The organism is Microbacterium sp. JZ70 (assembly GCF_053903225.1).
In genome coordinates this window covers 2,683,848-2,698,978 of sequence record NZ_CP096405.1, presented here as the reverse complement: position 1 = coordinate 2,698,978, position 15,131 = coordinate 2,683,848, and the positions used below count along the sequence as shown (strand labels likewise).

The 15,131-nt window shown below is 73.1% G+C and carries 18 protein-coding genes; 9 read left to right on the top strand and 9 right to left on the bottom strand.

Translation table 11 applies throughout. From position 1 onward, the window contains the following. Window positions 1-55: 55 nt before the first annotated feature. From dapE to M1D46_RS12485, 3 genes are all read left to right on the top strand, one after another. The gene (gene dapE / locus M1D46_RS12495; RefSeq protein ID WP_282978035.1) at window positions 56-1,132 is read left to right on the top strand and encodes a succinyl-diaminopimelate desuccinylase; all 1,077 of its coding nucleotides are present in this window, start codon (window positions 56-58) and stop codon (window positions 1,130-1,132) included. After that, the gene (locus M1D46_RS12490) at window positions 1,129-2,355 is read left to right on the top strand and encodes a hypothetical protein (RefSeq protein WP_456285682.1); all 1,227 of its coding nucleotides are present in this window, start codon (window positions 1,129-1,131) and stop codon (window positions 2,353-2,355) included. The genes dapE and M1D46_RS12490 overlap by 4 nt, the downstream gene beginning before the upstream one ends. Window positions 2,356-2,450: 95 nt before the next feature. Next, window positions 2,451-2,621, top strand: coding sequence for a DUF3117 domain-containing protein (locus M1D46_RS12485; RefSeq protein WP_156240919.1), 171 nt, complete (start codon window positions 2,451-2,453; stop codon window positions 2,619-2,621). A gap of 77 nt (window positions 2,622-2,698) precedes the next feature. On the opposite strand, the gene M1D46_RS12480 is transcribed toward M1D46_RS12485, so the two are convergent. Next, window positions 2,699-3,334, bottom strand: coding sequence for an O-methyltransferase (locus M1D46_RS12480; RefSeq protein WP_324014492.1), 636 nt, complete (start codon window positions 3,332-3,334; stop codon window positions 2,699-2,701). Window positions 3,335-3,413: 79 nt separating this feature from the next. Between M1D46_RS12480 and M1D46_RS12475 the strand changes: the two genes are divergently transcribed. Then, window positions 3,414-3,809, top strand: coding sequence for a Sec-independent protein translocase family protein (locus M1D46_RS12475; protein WP_271172150.1), 396 nt, complete (start codon window positions 3,414-3,416; stop codon window positions 3,807-3,809). A 6-nt stretch (window positions 3,810-3,815) separates the two neighbouring features. Here the strand turns inward: M1D46_RS12475 and M1D46_RS12470 are convergent, their stop codons facing one another. From M1D46_RS12470 to M1D46_RS12460, 3 genes are read right to left on the bottom strand one after another with little or no spacing between them, the layout of a single operon-like run. Beyond that, window positions 3,816-4,958 carry an Mrp/NBP35 family ATP-binding protein gene (locus tag M1D46_RS12470; RefSeq protein WP_324014495.1) on the bottom strand — a complete coding sequence of 381 codons (1,143 nt, stop codon included), beginning with the start codon at window positions 4,956-4,958 and terminating at the stop codon, window positions 3,816-3,818. Next, window positions 4,955-5,497 carry a DUF1003 domain-containing protein gene (locus M1D46_RS12465; protein ID WP_374727773.1) on the bottom strand — a complete coding sequence of 181 codons (543 nt, stop codon included), beginning with the start codon at window positions 5,495-5,497 and terminating at the stop codon, window positions 4,955-4,957. The genes M1D46_RS12470 and M1D46_RS12465 overlap by 4 nt, the downstream gene beginning before the upstream one ends. Then, window positions 5,497-6,786 (bottom strand): magnesium transporter, encoded by a 1,290-nt coding sequence (locus M1D46_RS12460; protein WP_271172148.1) that lies wholly within the window; start codon window positions 6,784-6,786, stop codon window positions 5,497-5,499. Before M1D46_RS12460 ends, M1D46_RS12465 begins: the two co-directional genes overlap by 1 nt. A 131-nt stretch (window positions 6,787-6,917) precedes the next feature. Here M1D46_RS12460 and M1D46_RS12455 point away from each other — a divergent pair, with 131 nt between their 5' ends. Together M1D46_RS12455 and M1D46_RS12450 are read left to right on the top strand one after the other, a co-directional pair. Then, on the top strand, window positions 6,918-7,601 hold the full coding sequence (locus M1D46_RS12455) for a general stress protein (RefSeq protein ID WP_456285681.1): 684 nt from the start codon (window positions 6,918-6,920) through the stop codon (window positions 7,599-7,601). Further along, a complete protein-coding gene (locus M1D46_RS12450) occupies window positions 7,598-8,278 on the top strand; it encodes an alpha/beta hydrolase family protein (protein WP_456285680.1) in 681 nt (226 codons plus the stop codon). Before M1D46_RS12455 ends, M1D46_RS12450 begins: the two co-directional genes overlap by 4 nt. 9 nt (window positions 8,279-8,287) lie before the next feature. Here M1D46_RS12450 and M1D46_RS12445 read toward each other — a convergent pair whose 3' ends face one another. After that, complete coding sequence (locus M1D46_RS12445) at window positions 8,288-9,700, bottom strand: aminopeptidase P family protein (RefSeq protein WP_456285679.1); 1,413 nt, start codon at window positions 9,698-9,700, stop codon at window positions 8,288-8,290. 53 nt (window positions 9,701-9,753) lie between these two features. Between M1D46_RS12445 and M1D46_RS12440 the strand changes: the two genes are divergently transcribed. After that, window positions 9,754-10,149, top strand: coding sequence for a DUF3054 domain-containing protein (locus M1D46_RS12440; RefSeq protein WP_456285678.1), 396 nt, complete (start codon window positions 9,754-9,756; stop codon window positions 10,147-10,149). Window position 10,150: 1 nt separating this feature from the next. Here the strand turns inward: M1D46_RS12440 and M1D46_RS12435 are convergent, their stop codons facing one another. Further along, a complete protein-coding gene (locus M1D46_RS12435; RefSeq protein WP_271172143.1) occupies window positions 10,151-11,179 on the bottom strand; it encodes an endonuclease/exonuclease/phosphatase family protein in 1,029 nt (342 codons plus the stop codon). A 94-nt stretch (window positions 11,180-11,273) separates the two neighbouring features. Between M1D46_RS12435 and M1D46_RS12430 the strand changes: the two genes are divergently transcribed. Beyond that, window positions 11,274-12,149, top strand: coding sequence for a PHP domain-containing protein (locus tag M1D46_RS12430; RefSeq protein WP_324014501.1), 876 nt, complete (start codon window positions 11,274-11,276; stop codon window positions 12,147-12,149). A gap of 4 nt (window positions 12,150-12,153) precedes the next feature. Here the strand turns inward: M1D46_RS12430 and M1D46_RS12425 are convergent, their stop codons facing one another. After that, on the bottom strand, window positions 12,154-13,572 hold the full coding sequence (locus M1D46_RS12425; protein ID WP_324014503.1) for a DEAD/DEAH box helicase: 1,419 nt from the start codon (window positions 13,570-13,572) through the stop codon (window positions 12,154-12,156). Window positions 13,573-13,773: 201 nt separating this feature from the next. On the opposite strand from M1D46_RS12425, the gene M1D46_RS12420 reads away from it, so the two are divergent. Next, the gene (locus tag M1D46_RS12420) at window positions 13,774-14,508 is read left to right on the top strand and encodes a ferritin-like fold-containing protein (protein WP_271172140.1); all 735 of its coding nucleotides are present in this window, start codon (window positions 13,774-13,776) and stop codon (window positions 14,506-14,508) included. A 22-nt stretch (window positions 14,509-14,530) separates the two neighbouring features. On the opposite strand, the gene M1D46_RS12415 is transcribed toward M1D46_RS12420, so the two are convergent. Further along, window positions 14,531-14,821 carry a hypothetical protein gene (locus M1D46_RS12415; RefSeq protein ID WP_271172139.1) on the bottom strand — a complete coding sequence of 97 codons (291 nt, stop codon included), beginning with the start codon at window positions 14,819-14,821 and terminating at the stop codon, window positions 14,531-14,533. A 17-nt stretch (window positions 14,822-14,838) separates the two neighbouring features. After that, window positions 14,839-15,063 carry a DUF3107 domain-containing protein gene (locus tag M1D46_RS12410; RefSeq protein ID WP_271172138.1) on the bottom strand — a complete coding sequence of 75 codons (225 nt, stop codon included), beginning with the start codon at window positions 15,061-15,063 and terminating at the stop codon, window positions 14,839-14,841. Between the last annotated feature and the right edge of the window lie 68 nt (window positions 15,064-15,131).

Here is a 15,131-nt window from a genome sequence, read left to right as displayed (position 1 = left end):
GGACCGGCCTCCCCGGACGGAGGGCCGCGCGGACGCGCTCGATAGACTCGACGGCATGCCGACGCTCGACCTGTCCCTGTCCGCCGCCGACATCACCCGCGCGATCTGCGACATCCCGAGCGTCTCCGACGACGAGCGCATGCTCGCCGACGCGATCGAGGCCGCCATCCGCCCGCTCCCGCACCTCGAGGTGCATCGCGACGGCGACACGATCGTCGCGCGCACGGCGCTCGGGCGCGCGCAGCGCGTCGTGATCGCGGGCCACATCGACACGGTCCCGCTCAACGGCAACCTCCCCACGCGCGACATCGAGATCGACGGCGAGCCCTTCATCTGGGGGCGGGGAACGGTGGACATGAAGGCGGGCACGGCGGTGCAGCTGAAGCTCGCCGCCGAGCTGTCGGACCCGGTCGTCGACATCACGTGGATCTGGTACGACCACGAGGAGGTGGAGGCGTCGCGCAGCGGGCTCACGCGCCTCGCCGCGACTCGGCCCGATCTCTTCGAGGGCGACTTCGCGATCCTCGGAGAGCCGTCCAACGGGCAGGTGGAGGGCGGCTGCAACGGGACGCTCCGGGCAGTCGTCCGCACGCACGGCCGGCGCTCGCACTCCGCACGCGCGTGGATGGGTGTCAACGCGATCCACGCCGCGGCGCCCGTGCTCGCCCGCCTCGCGGCGTACGAGCCCCAGGAGATCGTCGTCGACGGCCTCGCCTACCGCGAGGGCCTGAACGCGGTGCGGGTCTCGGGCGGAGTCGCGGGCAACGTCATCCCCGACCTGTGCGAGGTCGAGGTCAACTTCCGGTTCGCGCCGAGCCGATCCGCCGCCGAGGCCGCCGATCACGTGCGCGAGGTCTTCGACGGCTTCGAGGTCGAGGTGACCGACCTCGCGCAGGGCGCGCGCCCCGGGCTCGACTCGCCGATCGCCCAGGACTTCGTGCGGGCGGTGGGCGCGGTCCCGCAGCCGAAGTACGGATGGACCGACGTGGCTCGCTTCTCGGCGCTCGGGGTTCCTGCGGTCAACTACGGGCCGGGCGACCCGAGCCTCGCGCACCACGACGAGGAGCGCGTCGCGGTCGCCCAGATCGAGAGCTGCGAGCGGAGCCTGCGCGCATGGCTCACGGCGGGGTGACCGAAACCGCCCCCGCGGCAGGCTGGCGCGCATGGCCCGCACCCGCGCGGGTGGCCGCGGTCTATCTCGCGGCGCGGCTCGTGACGACGGCGCTCATGCTGCTGACGGCGCAGCAGTCGCCGTCCTCCTCGCGGCACGGGCCCGACCCGACGCTCGTCGACTACATCCTCGGATGGGACGCCCAGTGGTACTGGACGGTCGCCGTGAGCGGCTACCCGGCGGAGCTGCCGCTCACCGAGACCGGTGAGGTCGCGCAGAACGCGTGGGCGTTCATGCCGGTCTACGCCCACCTCGCGCGCCTGGCCGGCAACGTCTTCGGGGCGGGAGCCTGGTGGGTGGGCGCCCTCCTCGTCTCGCTCGCCGCGGGATACGGCGCGTGCGTCGCGCTCCACACGCTCCTCAGGGAGCGCCTCGACGAGGATCAGGCGATGTGGGGCGTCGTCCTGCTCGCCTCCGGCCCGCTCGCCGCGCTGTTCCAGGTCGGCTACGCCGAGTCGCTGTTCCTCCTGCTCCTCATCGCCTCGCTGCTGTGCGTCGTCCGGCGGCAGTGGCGCGGCCTGTACCTGCTCGTGCCGCTGATGGGGTTCACGCGCCCCGGCGTCCTCGCCTTCGCGCTGTTCCTCGGCCTCTACGGCCTCTGGCGACTCGCGCCCGAGCGGCGGCGCACGCTCGGGGGACCGACGCGCTGGGAGGTCGTGCACATCATCGCCCTGGGGGCGATCGCGACCGCGGTCGGCTTCTCCTGGCAGCACATCGCGGGCGTCGTGACGGGCGACCCGGGCGCGTACCTCGCGACCGAGCTCGCGTGGCGACGGTCGTGGACGGGGGACTCCGGCGGGTTCATCCCGTTCGAGGGGTGGCCGCAGGCCGCGGCCGTGTGGGCGGGCATCTGGGGGATCCCGGCCTGGGCCGGCTACGCCCTGCTCGTCGTCCTCGTCGTGGGCGCCGTCGCGGCCATCCTGCTCGCGCCGCAGGCGCGCCGCGCGGGCGGCGAGCTGCAGCTGTGGGCGCTCAGCTACCTCGTCTACCTCCTCGCGGTGTTCTTCCCGCAGTCGAGCGTCTTCCGCCTGCTCCTGCCGCTTGCACCGCTCGCCTGCGCGGCGCTGGCGGTTCCGCGCGGCCGCGGGTACCGGTTCGCCTCCCTCGCGCTCTGCCTCGCGGGGCAGTGGGCCTGGATCCACGGCATGTACGGCCTCGGGAACACCTTCTGGCTCATCCCGTGACGCGATCTGCGCGCGACATCGCGCGTCTCGCGTGTCGGTGGGCGTGCAGTCGACCGATAAACTGGACATCTGACCACAACGGAAAGGATGCCGCGATGGCAGCGATGAAGCCGAGAACCGGAGACGGACCCATGGAGGCCGTGAAGGAGGGGCGCCTCATCATCGTGCGCGTGCCGCTCGAGGGGGGCGGGCGCCTGGTCGTCTCCGTCAATGACGAGGAGGCTCGGGAGCTGTACGGCGTCCTGGGCGACGTCGTGAACGCCTAGCGATCACGACCGTCACAGAGCGGATGGTCGGAGTCGGTAACGACTCCGGCCATCCGCTCTTCTCATGTGCGGACGCGTCAGAGGCGAGGTGAGACGTGCAGCTGCAGGAGGCCCTCGTTCACGGTCGAGAGGGCGGCGATCACGGCGTTCGACGCCTGCGTCTCCTGGAGGAGCGTGCGGTACGTGCGCGTGATCTCGTCGCGCTGCACGGGGTCGGCGACCCTGCCGCCGTGGAGCACGCGCGGCACGAGCACGGTCCCGCCCGGTCGGGCGAGGCGCAGGCCGTGCTCGACGTAGTCGATGACGCCCTTCGCGTCGGCGTCGATGAGGACGATGTCGTATGCCGCATCGTTCATACGGGGCAGGACATCGGCCGCCCGCCCCGTGATGAGGCGCGTGCGGGCGACGGGGAGCCGCGCGCTCTGGAAGGCGGTGCGCGCGGCGGAGAGGTGCTCGGGCTCGCTGTCGATCGTGGTCAGGGTCGCGTGCGGGGCGCCGTGCAGGAGCCACAGGGCGGACACGCCGGCCCCGGTGCCGATCTCGATGATCGACCGGGCGCCCGTCGCGGCCGCGATGACGGCGCACTGCGCTCCGATCGAGGGACTGATCGGAGCGGCGCCGAGCTCGAGGGCGTGCTGACGGGCGCGAGCGATGTGATCGGGTTCGACGACGGTCTCTCGGGCGAAGCGCGCGACGGCGTCCAGTTCGCTCATGGGTTCCTCCTGACGATCTCTCCAGCCTAAGCCGCCGCCCGTGCCGGGACCGCACGACGAGGCCCGGTACCCTGAGATCATGTTCTTCGGCCTGACGATCGAGAAGGTGATGCTGATCGGCGTCATCGCGGCGCTCATCATCGGGCCCGAGCGCCTTCCGCGCTACGCCGAGACCCTCGCGCAGTTCACGCGCCGCACCCGCGAGTGGGTGCAGGGGGCGCGCACGCGCATGAAGGAGGAGATGGGCGACGAGCTCGACGACGTCGACTGGCGCAAGCTCGACCCGCGGCAGTACGACCCGCGCCGGATCATCCGCGAGGCCCTCCTCGAGGACGCGCCCGTCGCGCCGGCGTCACCCGCACCATCCGCGTCGTCGGCTCCGCAGGCGCCCGTCCGGCAGCCGCGGACGACGCCGCTCGCGCGCCGCACCTTCACGGCGGAGACGCCGCCCCCGTTCGACTCCGAGGCGACCTGACCCGCGTCAGGCCAGCGAGACCGGCAGCTTCCGCCCCGCGAGGCGGCGCGGCTCGGTCGCGAGGCGGGCAGCGACCGCTGCGATCGCGTGCGCCGCGGGATCCTCGGGGTGCGACACCACGACCGGGTCGCCGGCATCGCCGCCCGCGCGCAGGGCGGGGCTGAGCGGCACCGACGCGAGCAGCGGCACCTCGTGCCCATCTGCCGACAGCGCCGCGGCCACCGCGGCGCCGCCGCCTTCGCCGAAGAGCGCGAGCGACGTTCCGTCGGGCAGGGTCAGGGCGGCCATGTTCTCGATCACGCCGATGACCCGCTGCCCGGTCTGCCGTGCGACGAGGCCGCTGCGCACGGCGACGTCGGAGGCCGCGGCCTGCGGCGTCGTCACGACGAGGACGTCGGCGTGGGGGAGCAGCTGGCCCACCGAGATCGCGATGTCGCCCGTGCCGGGCGGCATGTCGATGAGGAGGACGTCGAGGTCGCCGAAGAACACGTCGGTGAGGAACTGCTGCACCGTGCGGTGGAGCATGGGCCCCCGCCACGCGACGACCTCCTCGCCGCTGCGCAGGAACATCCCGATCGAGATCGCCTTCACGCCGTGCGCGACGGGCGGCAGGATGAGGTCGCCCACCTGGGTGGGGGACGGCGCGACGCCGCCCTCGACGAGCCCCAGGAGCGCGGGGATCGAGAAGCCGTGCACGTCGGCATCGATCAGGCCGACCTTGAGCCCTCGGGCGGCGAGAGCCACCGCGAGGTTGGCCGTGACGGTCGACTTGCCGACGCCGCCCTTGCCGCTCGTCACGGCGATCACGCGCGTGAGCGAGTCGGGGCCGAACGGCATGACGCGGGCCGCTCCGCCGCGCAGGCGCTCCGTGAGGGCCTTGCGCTGGGCGGGCGACATCACGCCGATCTCGAGCACGATGGCGGCGCCCTGCGCTGCGCTCTCGGCCGCCCGCCGCACGTCGCGCTCGATGCGGTCGGCCGCGGGGCATCCGACGATCGTGAGGTCGATCTCGACGCGCACGGCATCGCCGTCGGCACGCACGTCGCGCACCATGTCGAGGTCGGCGAGCGGCCGCCGCAGCTCGGGGTCGCTGACGGCGCCGACGGCCGAGCGGACCGCGTCGACGACCTCGGCGGGCAGGCCGGTCATGCGTCGCCCGCCGTCGCTCGCGGCTCGCCGCCGCGCTCGCCGCCGCGCTCGGCGTCGCGCTCGTCGAGGCGCTCGAGCAGGGCCCGCAGCTCCTCGCGCAGGGCGTCGCGGGAGACGATCCGCTCCTCGACCTCGGTCAGCGCCATCCGGAGTGCGACGATCTCGCGTGCGAGGTACTCGGTGTCGGCGAGGTTTCGCTCGGCGCGCTGGCGGTCCTGCTCCATCGCGACGCGGTCGCGGTCGTCCTGGCGGTTCTGCGCGAGGAGGATGAGCGGGGCCGCGTACGAGGCCTGCAGCGACAGCATGAGGGTGAGCGCCGTGAACCCGAGGGCGGCGGAGTCGAAGCGCCACTGCTCGGGCATGAGCGAGTTCCATGCCATCCACGCGACGCAGAACAGCGTGAGCCCGATGAGGAACCACGGCGTCCCCATGGCACGCGCGATCCACTCGGTCGCGCGCCCGAACCGGTCGCGATCGCGCGCCCCGCCCGCGGTGTCCATCCGCGGCCGCCGACCGCGCAGCTCCGAGGCGCGGGCCATCATCCGCGCACCGTCCGGATCGCGCCCGTCGTGGGATCGCGCGGGATCTCCTCATCCGCGTCCTGCGAGCGCCAGTCCTCGGGGAGCAGGTAGTCGAGCACGTCGTCGATCGTCACGGCGCCGACGAGACGGTGCGCCGCGTCGGTCACGGGCAGGGCGACGAGGTCGTAGCTCGCGAGCCGGCGCGCCACCTCCGAGGCCGAGCCCGTCACGGGGACCGGCTCGATGGTCTCGTCGATGATCGCGCCGATCCGCTCGTGGGGCGGGTAGCGCAGCATGCGCTGGAAGTGCACGGCGCCGAGGAAGCGGCCCGTGGGCGTCTCGTAGGGCGGCAGCGTCACGTACACGCTCGCGGCGAGGGCGGGATGCAGCTCGTGCCGGCGGATGAGCGCGAGCGCCTCCGCGATCGTCGCGTCGGCGGGGAGGATGATCGGCTCGGTGGTCATCAGGCCGCCCGCCGTGTCGGCGCCGTAGCGGAGGAGCATGCGGACGTCCTCGGCCTCCTCGGGCTCCATGAGGTCGAGGAGCTCCTCGCTGCGCTGCGGCGCGAGCTCGGCGAGGAGGTCGGCGGCGTCGTCGGGATCCATCGCGTCGAGGACGTCCGCCGCTCGCTCGTCGCCCAGGCGCTCGAGGATGTGGACCTGGTCCTCTTCGGGCATCTCCTCGAGGGCGTCGGCGAGGCGGTCGTCGGAGAGCTCGCCGGCGACCTGGATCATCCGCTCCTCCGGGAGGTCGAGGAGCGTGTTCGCGAGGTCGGCCGCGCGCAGCTCGGCGTAGCTCGCGGCGAGGTGCTCGGCCGACTGCGCCTCGCCCGGAGCGCGGTGCTCGCGCACCTGGCTCCAGGTCGCGAACGTCGTCGGCCCCTTCGCGAAGGGGGAGGCGCTCGTCTTCGGCTTGCGGAGGAACAGCTGCCCGACGGCCCACTCGCCGATGCGGTTCGGCTCGATCGCGACGTCCTCGATCACGGCCGACCCGGAGCCGTCCTTGAAGTCGACGCGGCGCCCGACGAGCTCGGCCATGACGCGCACCTCGTCGGCGCGGGGCTGGAAGCGGCGCACGTTGATGAGACCGGTCGTGATGACCTGGCCCTGGGCGATCGAGGTGATGCGTCCGATCGCGACGAACACGTGGCGACGGCCCGGGATCTCGCAGACGAGGCCGATGACGCGCGGGGCCGCGGTACTTCGGTACACGACGACGACGTCGCGGACCCTGCCGAGACGGTCGCCCGTGGGGTCGAACACGGGGCAGCCGGCCAGGCGCGCCACGAAAACCCTCTGCGTACTCACCCACCCAGCGTAATGCGCGCGCTCCTCCCGCGACGCGGGCGTCACGCGATGTTCAGGGGAGCCGCGCCCTCACAGGCGGCGCATCGCCAGGGCACAGGCTGAGGCGCGCGGCCGCATGGGAGAATGCCGACATGAGCATGTGGAGCGGGCGGGGCCGAGCCCCCGAGGTCGGCGAGACGGTCGCGAGCTTCCGCGACTACGACGGCGCGCTGAAGGCGGTGTCGAAGCTGATCGCCGCGGAGGTCCCGGCGCGCGACATCGCGATCGTCGGCACGGCGCTGCGCTCGATCGAGAAGGTCACGGGTCGACTCGGCTGGGCGCAGGCCGCGTGGGCCGGCGCCCTCAACGGCGTGCTCCTCGGCCTGCTCCTCGGGGCGATGGTCGTCATCTGGACGCCGGCCCTCCCGATGGGCGCGTTCGTCGGCATGCTCCTGCTCGGCGTCGCGATGGGCATGGTCTTCGGCCTCGTCAACTACATGATCGTGCGCCGCCGCCGCGACTTCGCGAGCGTCATGCAGGTGACCGCCGACCACTACGAGGTCGCGGTCGAGCGCGCGAGCGTCGCGAAGGCGCGCCAGGTGCTCGGCACCGCGCCGACGCGGACCGAGCGGATCGACCCGGTCTCGCTCACGGAGCCGCCGCGGTTCGGCGTCCGCATCGACCCGCGCACGGGCGCGCCGGTCGCGCCGGCATCCGCCGACGCCGCGTCGCCCGCGCCGGCCTCCGCCGAGCCGGCGCCGCCGGCTGATGCGGCGTCCTCCGAGCCGCAGAGCGCGGAGCCGGACCGGCCCGCGCATCCCGACGAGCGCGCGTGACCGAGGAGCGCGCCGCCGCCATCCGCGTCGAGCTGCCCGCGGGGGCCGTCGAGCTGCCCGCCGCCGTCGGCGCCCTCGACGGAGCCTGGGCGACGCTCGCGATCGCGCACGGCGCCGGAGCGGGCAAGGACCATCCGTTCCTCGTCGGATTCGCCGCCGCGGTCCGCGACGCCGGCATCGCCACCGTGCGGTTCGACTTCCCGTACATCGTCGCGGGTCGGCGGATGCCAGGGCCCGCCGCCCACGCGATCGCCGCGTGGCGCGCCGTGGCGGGCTTCGCCGCGGCGAGCCTGCCCGCGCCCCTGTGGGCCTGCGGCAAGTCGTACGGCGGGCGGATGGCGTCGATGGCGGCCGCGGAGGGCGCGTTCGACGTCGCGGGGCTCGTGTACCTCGCGTACCCGCTCCACCCGCCGGGCAGGCCCGAGAAGCCGCGCGCGGAGCATCTGCCCGCTGTCGCACCGCCGCAGCTGTTCGTCGAGGGCGAGAACGACCCGTTCATCCAGCCCCGCGCGCAGTTCGACGACGCCGTCGCCTCCTGTCAGGACGCGGCCGTGGAGTGGATCGCGGGCGGCACCCACGCCTTCGAGGTCAAGGGCCGGCGGCGGCCCGCCGACGAGATCGGCGCATCGCTCGCCGACCCCGTCGTGCGGTTCATCCGGCAGCGCTCGCGCGGCTGACCGCTCGGCTCAGCCGCGCAGACGCGCGATCCAGGCCTCGACCTCGTCGGCGGTGCGGGGGATGCCCGCCGAGAGGTTGACCGGGCCGTCCTCGGTCATGAGGATGTCGTCCTCGATCCGCACGCCGATCCCGCGGTACTCCTCCGGCACCGTGAGGTCGTCGATCTGGAAGTAGAGCCCGGGCTCGATCGTGAACACCATGCCCGGTGCGAGCTCTCCGTCGTAGTACATCTCGCGGCGCGCGTGCGCGCAGTCGTGCACGTCGATGCCCAGGTGGTGGCTCGTGCCGTGCACCATGTAGCGGCGCTGCTGGCCGCCGCGGTCGGCGTCGAGCGCCTCCTCCGCCGACACCGGCAGCAGCCCCCACTCGGCCGTGCGCGCGGCGATGACCTCCATCGCGGCCTCGTGCACGGCGCGGAAGCGCACGCCGGGGCGCGCGGCCGCGAACGCCGCGTCGGCCGCCTCGCGCACGGCCTCGTAGATCTTCCGCTGGATGTCGGTGAACGTCCCGCTCACGGGCAGAGTGCGCGTGATGTCGGCGGTGTAGAGGCTGTCGACCTCGACCCCCGCGTCGATGAGGATGAGATCTCCCGGGACGACCGCGCCGTCGTTGCGCGTCCAGTGCAGGTAGCAGGCGTGCGGGCCCGACGCCGCGATGGTGTCGTAGCCCTCCCAGTTGCCGTCGCTGCGGGCGCGCTGGTGGAAGACGCCCTCGACCACGCGCTCCCCGCGCGGGTGCTCGACGATGCGGGGCAGCTCCCGGACGATGTCGTCGAATCCCGCGGCCGTCACCTCGACCGCGAGTCGCATCTGATCGATCTCGTACGCGTCCTTCACGAGGCGCAGCTCGGAGACGAAGCGCGTGAGCTCCTCGTCCTCCTCGAGCACGAGGTCCTCGTCGGAGCGCGCGAACGCGTCGACGTGGGCGGTGCGGATGCCGAGGTCGGCGGACACCTGCGCGAGCGAGGGGCGCGGACCCACCCAGAACTCGCCGATCGTCGCGTCCCGGTAGAACTCGGGCGTCTCCCGCGTGGCACGATCGCGGAGGTAGAGCGTGACGTCGTGGCCGTCGCCCGCCGGCTCGAACACGAGCACGGAGTCGGGCACGGCGTCCACCGCCCAGCCCGTGAGGTGCGCGAAGGCCGAGTGCGCACGGAACGGGTAGTCGGTGTCGTTGCTGCGCTGCTTGAACGAGCCGGCGGGGATGACGAGGCGCTTCCCGGGGAACGCGGCCGAGACGGCGTCGCGCCGTCGCGCCGCGAACGGCGCCTGGGCGCGCGGCTCCGGCAGGGGCTCGGGGCGCTCGGCCCATCCGCTCGAGATCACGTCGAGGAAGCCCTGGGGGTAGGGCTGGCGACGGTTGGTGTTGGAGTCGGCGGCCTTCTGGGCCTCTGCCTGGGTGTTCGTCTCGCCGGTGGTCATGGCACCAGTCTCTCACCGCGGCTCGGCGGAGGAGGCCCGTAGGGTGGATGACCATGGCCCGCTCGACGTCCTCCTCCGCCCCTGCCGCCCTCGCCGCCGACATCGTGCTCGTGATCGTGTTCGCGGCGCTCGGGCTGGCCAGCCACGAGGGCGCCGTGGACCCCGCCGGCCTCGTGCGCGTCGCGTGGCCGTTCGCGGTCGCGCTCCTCGCCGGATGGCTCGCGCTGCGCGTCTGGACGGATCCCTCTGCTCCCATGCGGAAGGGCCTCCCGCTGTGGGCGACGACGGCGCTCGGCGGCCTCGCGCTGCGCGTGATCACAGGCGGCGGCGCGGCGATCCCGTTCGTCGTCGTGACGGCGATCGTGCTGCTCGTCTTCCTCGTCGGCTGGCGCCTCGCCGTGCACGCCCTGCGCTCGGCGCGCGCCCGGAGGCGCCCGTCAGCGCAGTGAGTCAGCCGGCGGGCTCGAGCTGCACGACGAGCGGCCGGTGATCGCTGCCGGCGTCGTCGAGGTTCGTGAGCACGAGGGAGCCGGTCGCCTTCCAGGACGCCGAGTGCATGACGTGGTCGATCGGCGCGGACAGGAGGGCCGGGATGTCGGTCGGCCACGTGCCCACCGCGCCGTTCCCGGTGGTCGCCGCGGCGTCTGAGCAGTAGCCCAGGTCGGCGCCGTCGACCCCGAGCGAGGCCATGTGGTCGATCGTGGCGTTGAAGTCGCCCGCGAGGATGACGTTGCCGTCGACGCACTGGTCAGAGACCCAGCGCAGGTCGTCGGCCCACTCGTCCATGTACTCCGGCTGCGGAGACACGGCGTGCACGGCGACGACGATCGGGCCCTGGCCGTCGACGGGCATCGCGACGACGCTCGGCACGACCTCGGTGTTGCTCGTGAGGTCGCTCGACGCCTCGATCACGGAGTAGTCGCCGAGCTCGGGCGAGATGAGCAGCGTGGTCTGCCACGCCTGCGGCCCGTCCTCGACGTCGGGCCGCAGCGCGACGTGATGCACCCACATGGGGCTGCCGAGGTCGCGCATCGCGACGGCGACCTCCTCGCCGACGAAGTCCGCGGTCTCGGGGAGCGCCACGATGTCGACGCCCATGGCAACGGCGGTCTCCGCGATCTCGTCGGCGCCCATGGCGTTGCCCGCCGTGTTCCAGGTCATCACGCGCACGCTCGTGTCGGTCGCCGCGGGGAGGGCGTCCGTGCCGTAGCCGCGCATGCCGAGGACGACGCCGCCCGAGATCGCGCCGATGGCTGAGACGAGCGCCATCGAGAGCGCGAAACCGCGCATCGGGCGGATGAAGGCGACGAGCAGGAAGAGGATCGTGATGATCGCGAGAGCGACGACGACGAGCCCCCGGAGGGCGGCGAGCTGAGCGATCGGGAAGGTCTGCTCGAGGCGGAAGAAGCCGGGCCACGTGAGGACGGCCGTCGCGATCGCGAACAGCACGGTCACGAGGATCCCGAGCAAGCGCAGCACGGATCCGACCCTAGGCGCACCCGCTGGGAAAGCGTCGCGAGCACGCGCCGTGGGGGCCGAGAGCGACCTCCGTGCACGCCGTACGATGAGGTCCATGGATGTCTCGGGTGCGCGCCGCGTGGAGGAGCCGGCCGACCTGCACCTCCACTCGAACCGATCGGATGGGACGGAGCCGCCCGCCGAGGTCGTCCGCTCGGCGCACGCGCACGGCGTGCGCACTCTCGCGCTGACCGACCACGACACGACGGCGGGGTGGGCCGAGGCGGCCGACGCGGCGGTGTCGCTCGGGATGACGTTCCTGCCGGGAGCCGAGCTCTCCACGCGCCTCGACTGGCGCAGCGTGCACCTGCTCGCCTACCTCTTCGATCCCGACGACCCGGCGCTGCGGGCGCAGATGGAGGAGGTGCGCGGCGATCGCATGGGCCGTGCCGAGCGGATCGTCGCGAACATCTCGCGCGACTACGACCTCGTCTGGGACGACGTCGTCGCGCAGACCCAGACGGGCGCGACGGTCGGGCGCCCGCACATCGCCGACGCGCTCGTCGCCCGGGGGATCGTGGCCGACCGCGGAGAGGCCTTCGACGGCATCCTCCACCCGCGCGAGGGCTACTACGTTCCGCACTACGCGCCCGACACGTTCCGCGCGATCGAGATCGTGCGCGCGGCCGGCGGCGTCCCCGTGATCGCGCACCCCGCGACATCCGGGCGGTCGGGGATGATCCCCCTGCGCACGCTGCACGATCTCGTCGACGCCGGGCTCGCCGGCTTCGAGGTGGACCACCGCGAGAACACCGCCGACGGCAGGGAGGTGCTCCAGCGGCTCGTGGCCGAGCGCGACCTCATCGCGACGGGCTCGAGCGACTACCACGGGCTCGGCAAGCCCAACCTCCCTGGCGAGAACACGACGCCGGCCGCGATGGTCGAGCGGATCATCGCGGCCGGCGTCGGCTCCCGTCCTGTGCGGGCCTGAGCGCTCAGGCTCCCTGCTGCGGCTGACCTGACGCGCGGCGTCGGCGACGGCGGCGCGCAGGAGCGGGCTTGCCGTCGTGATGCTCCTTGCCGGCTCCGTCGTGCGTGCCGCGACCCTCGCCGGCCTCGTGCGCCGCGCCCTCGCGCGGTGCGTCGCCCTCGGCGCGCCGGCGGCGACGCGGGCGCGATGCGCCCTCGCCGTCGGCCTTGGCGGTGCGGACGGCGCCCGTGGCGGGCGCCTTCGTCAGGCGGCCCTTCGTGCCGGCGGGGATGTCGAGGTCCGTGTAGAGGTGCGGGCTCGACGAGTACGTCTCGGTGGGCTCGGGCTGCCCGAAGTCGAGTGCCCGGTTGATGAGCGCCCACTTGTGCAGGTCGTCCCAGTCGACGAACGTCACAGCGATGCCCGTGCGGCCGGCGCGGCCTGTGCGCCCCACGCGGTGGAGATAGGCCTTCTCGTCCTCGGGGATCGTGTGGTTGATCACGTGCGTGACGTCGTCGACGTCGATGCCGCGCGCGGCGACATCCGTCGCGATGAGCACGTCCTTCTTGCCCGTCTTGAACGAGGCCATCGAGCGCTCGCGCTGCTCCTGCCCCATGTCGCCGTGGACGGCCGCGGCGTTGAAGCCGCGGTCGTTCAGCTCGTCGACGAGCTTCTGCGCCGCGCGCTTCGTGCGGGTGAAGATGACGGTCTTGCCGCGCCCTTCGGCCTGCAGGATGCGCGCGACGATCTCGACCTTGTCCAGCGCGTGCGCGCGGTAGACGATGTGGCGGATGTTGGCCTGCGTGAGGCCCTCGTCGGGGTCGGTCGCGCGGATGTGGATGGGGTTCACCATGAAGCGGCGCGCGAGCGCGATGATCGGGCCCGGCATCGTCGCGCTGAAGAGCTGCGTGTGGCGCTTGGCCGGCACGCGCTGGAAGATCTTCTCGATGTCGGGGAGGAAGCCGAGGTCGAGCATCTTGTCGGCCTCGTCGAGCACGACCTCGGTCGCGTGCGAGAGGTCGAGCAGGCGCTGCCCCGCGAGGTCGATGAGGCGGCCCGGCGTGCCGACGACGATCTGCGCGCCCGCCTTGAGCTGCTCGATCTGGCCCTCGTAGGCCTTTCCGCCGTAGATCGCGACGACGTTCGTGGAGCGGCCGGACGTGAGCAGGTCCATGTCCTCGTAGACCTGCACGGCGAGCTCGCGCGTCGGCACGACGATGAGGGCCTTGACTCCGGGCTCGGGGTCGAGGCCCAGCCGCTGGACGACGGGGATCCCGAAGCCGAAGGTCTTGCCCGTTCCCGTCTTGGCCTGGCCGATCACGTCCTGACCCGGGAGGGACAGGGGGATCGTCTGCTCCTGGATGGGGAAGGTGTCGACGATGCCCTTGGCGGCCAGCGCGTCGACGATGTCCTGGTCGATGCCGAGTTCGGCGAATGACGTCATGGAGTTGTGTGCCTGTCTCGGCGGGCCGGTCGGCGGATGCCGGACGGGGCCGCGCCGCTGGATGCGTCCACGCCCTTCTCAGCCACAGGCGCGGTGCCCCGAGCCGTCGTCGGGGCCGTCTCCACCTTAGCGCCAGCGGCTCCGCGGCGCGTGGAGGCGAGGATGGCGGCGGGGCAGGGGAGCAGGACGTAGGCTTTCGGCGTGGTGAACTGGCAGTTCTGGAAGCGGCCCACGCCCGCGCGGATCCTCCGCCTGCGACCGCGCGGAGAGCTCTCCGACGCGGTGCGCGTCGACTTCCAGGAGCTGGCGCCCGATGTGCGCACGTTCCTCGGCCAGGCGGCCTACCTCCAGCTCGGCTACTTCGAGACGCTCACGCGGCTCATCCGGGCGACGCCCGATCTGCACGAGAAGGAGGCGCTCTCGCTGGCCGCGGGCGCGGCGCTGCGCAAGCACCTCGGCCTCGTCGACATCATCCGAGAGGGCGGCGACGACCCCACCGCGCTCATGGCGCCGTTCCAGGAGCCTCTCGACGCCTTCCGGCGCGAGACGCTCGGGGCCCGGCCTCGCGAGACCATGCTGACCGTGCACATCACCGCCGGCATGCTCGACGACTTCTACCTCGCGCTCGCCTCGAGCTACGGCGAGCGCGGGCGCAGGGTCGCGAAGGTGCTCCGCGCCGACCACGACCGCCAGCAGATCGCCGAGCTCCTCGTGCGCACGATCGAGAGCGACGACGAGTGGCGGGCTCTGCTGTCGATGTGGGCGCGCCGCCTCGTCGGCGACACGCTGCTCGTGGCCCGGAGTGCGCTGCGGGGCGGGATGGCCGACGCGCAGGCCCGCGGGGGCGAGGACGTCGAGAAGGTCGTCGAGCCCGTCTTCACCGCGCTCATGGCCGCGCACGCGCGGCGCATGGACGCGCTGGGCCTCGCGGCCTGAGCGGGAGTGCCGCGGCGCGCGGTCAGCGGATCCCGGCTGCCGCGGCAGCCGCCGCGTCGGACCGGGCGCGGATGCGCGTGGATGCGAGCGCCGTCGCGACGGCGGCGACCGCCCCGGCCGCGAGCACGGCGATCCACAGCCAGGGGCTGGCCTCGCCGGGCCCGGCCCAGGTCAGGATCGCGTAGAGAGCGGCGGCGACGGCCGTTCCCACCGCCGGGACCAGCGCGACGCCGCGCAGCTCCCGGTGCGGGAGCGCGTAGTGCGCCGCGACGCCGATCGCCGCGGCGGCGATGATCGCGAGCAGGATGTACACGGCCGTCCCGCCCGGGCTCAGCCGACGAAGCCGACGCGACGCGTCTCGCCGGTGCCGATCTCCACGAACGCGAGGTTCGCCGACGGGACGAAGTACGAGTTGCCCTTGACGTCGGTGAAGGAGAGGTGGCTCGCGCCCTCGTCGAGGGCCGCGGCGACGGCCGACTTCACGGCGTCCGCGCTCTCGGTCGTCTCGAAGGTCAGCTCGCGGCCGGAATTCGTGATGCCGATTCGGATCTCCACGGTGACTGCCTTTCGTCTGCGGTTCGTTGCATCGAAAGCCTACGGCACGGCGGGATGCGCCCGGCCGC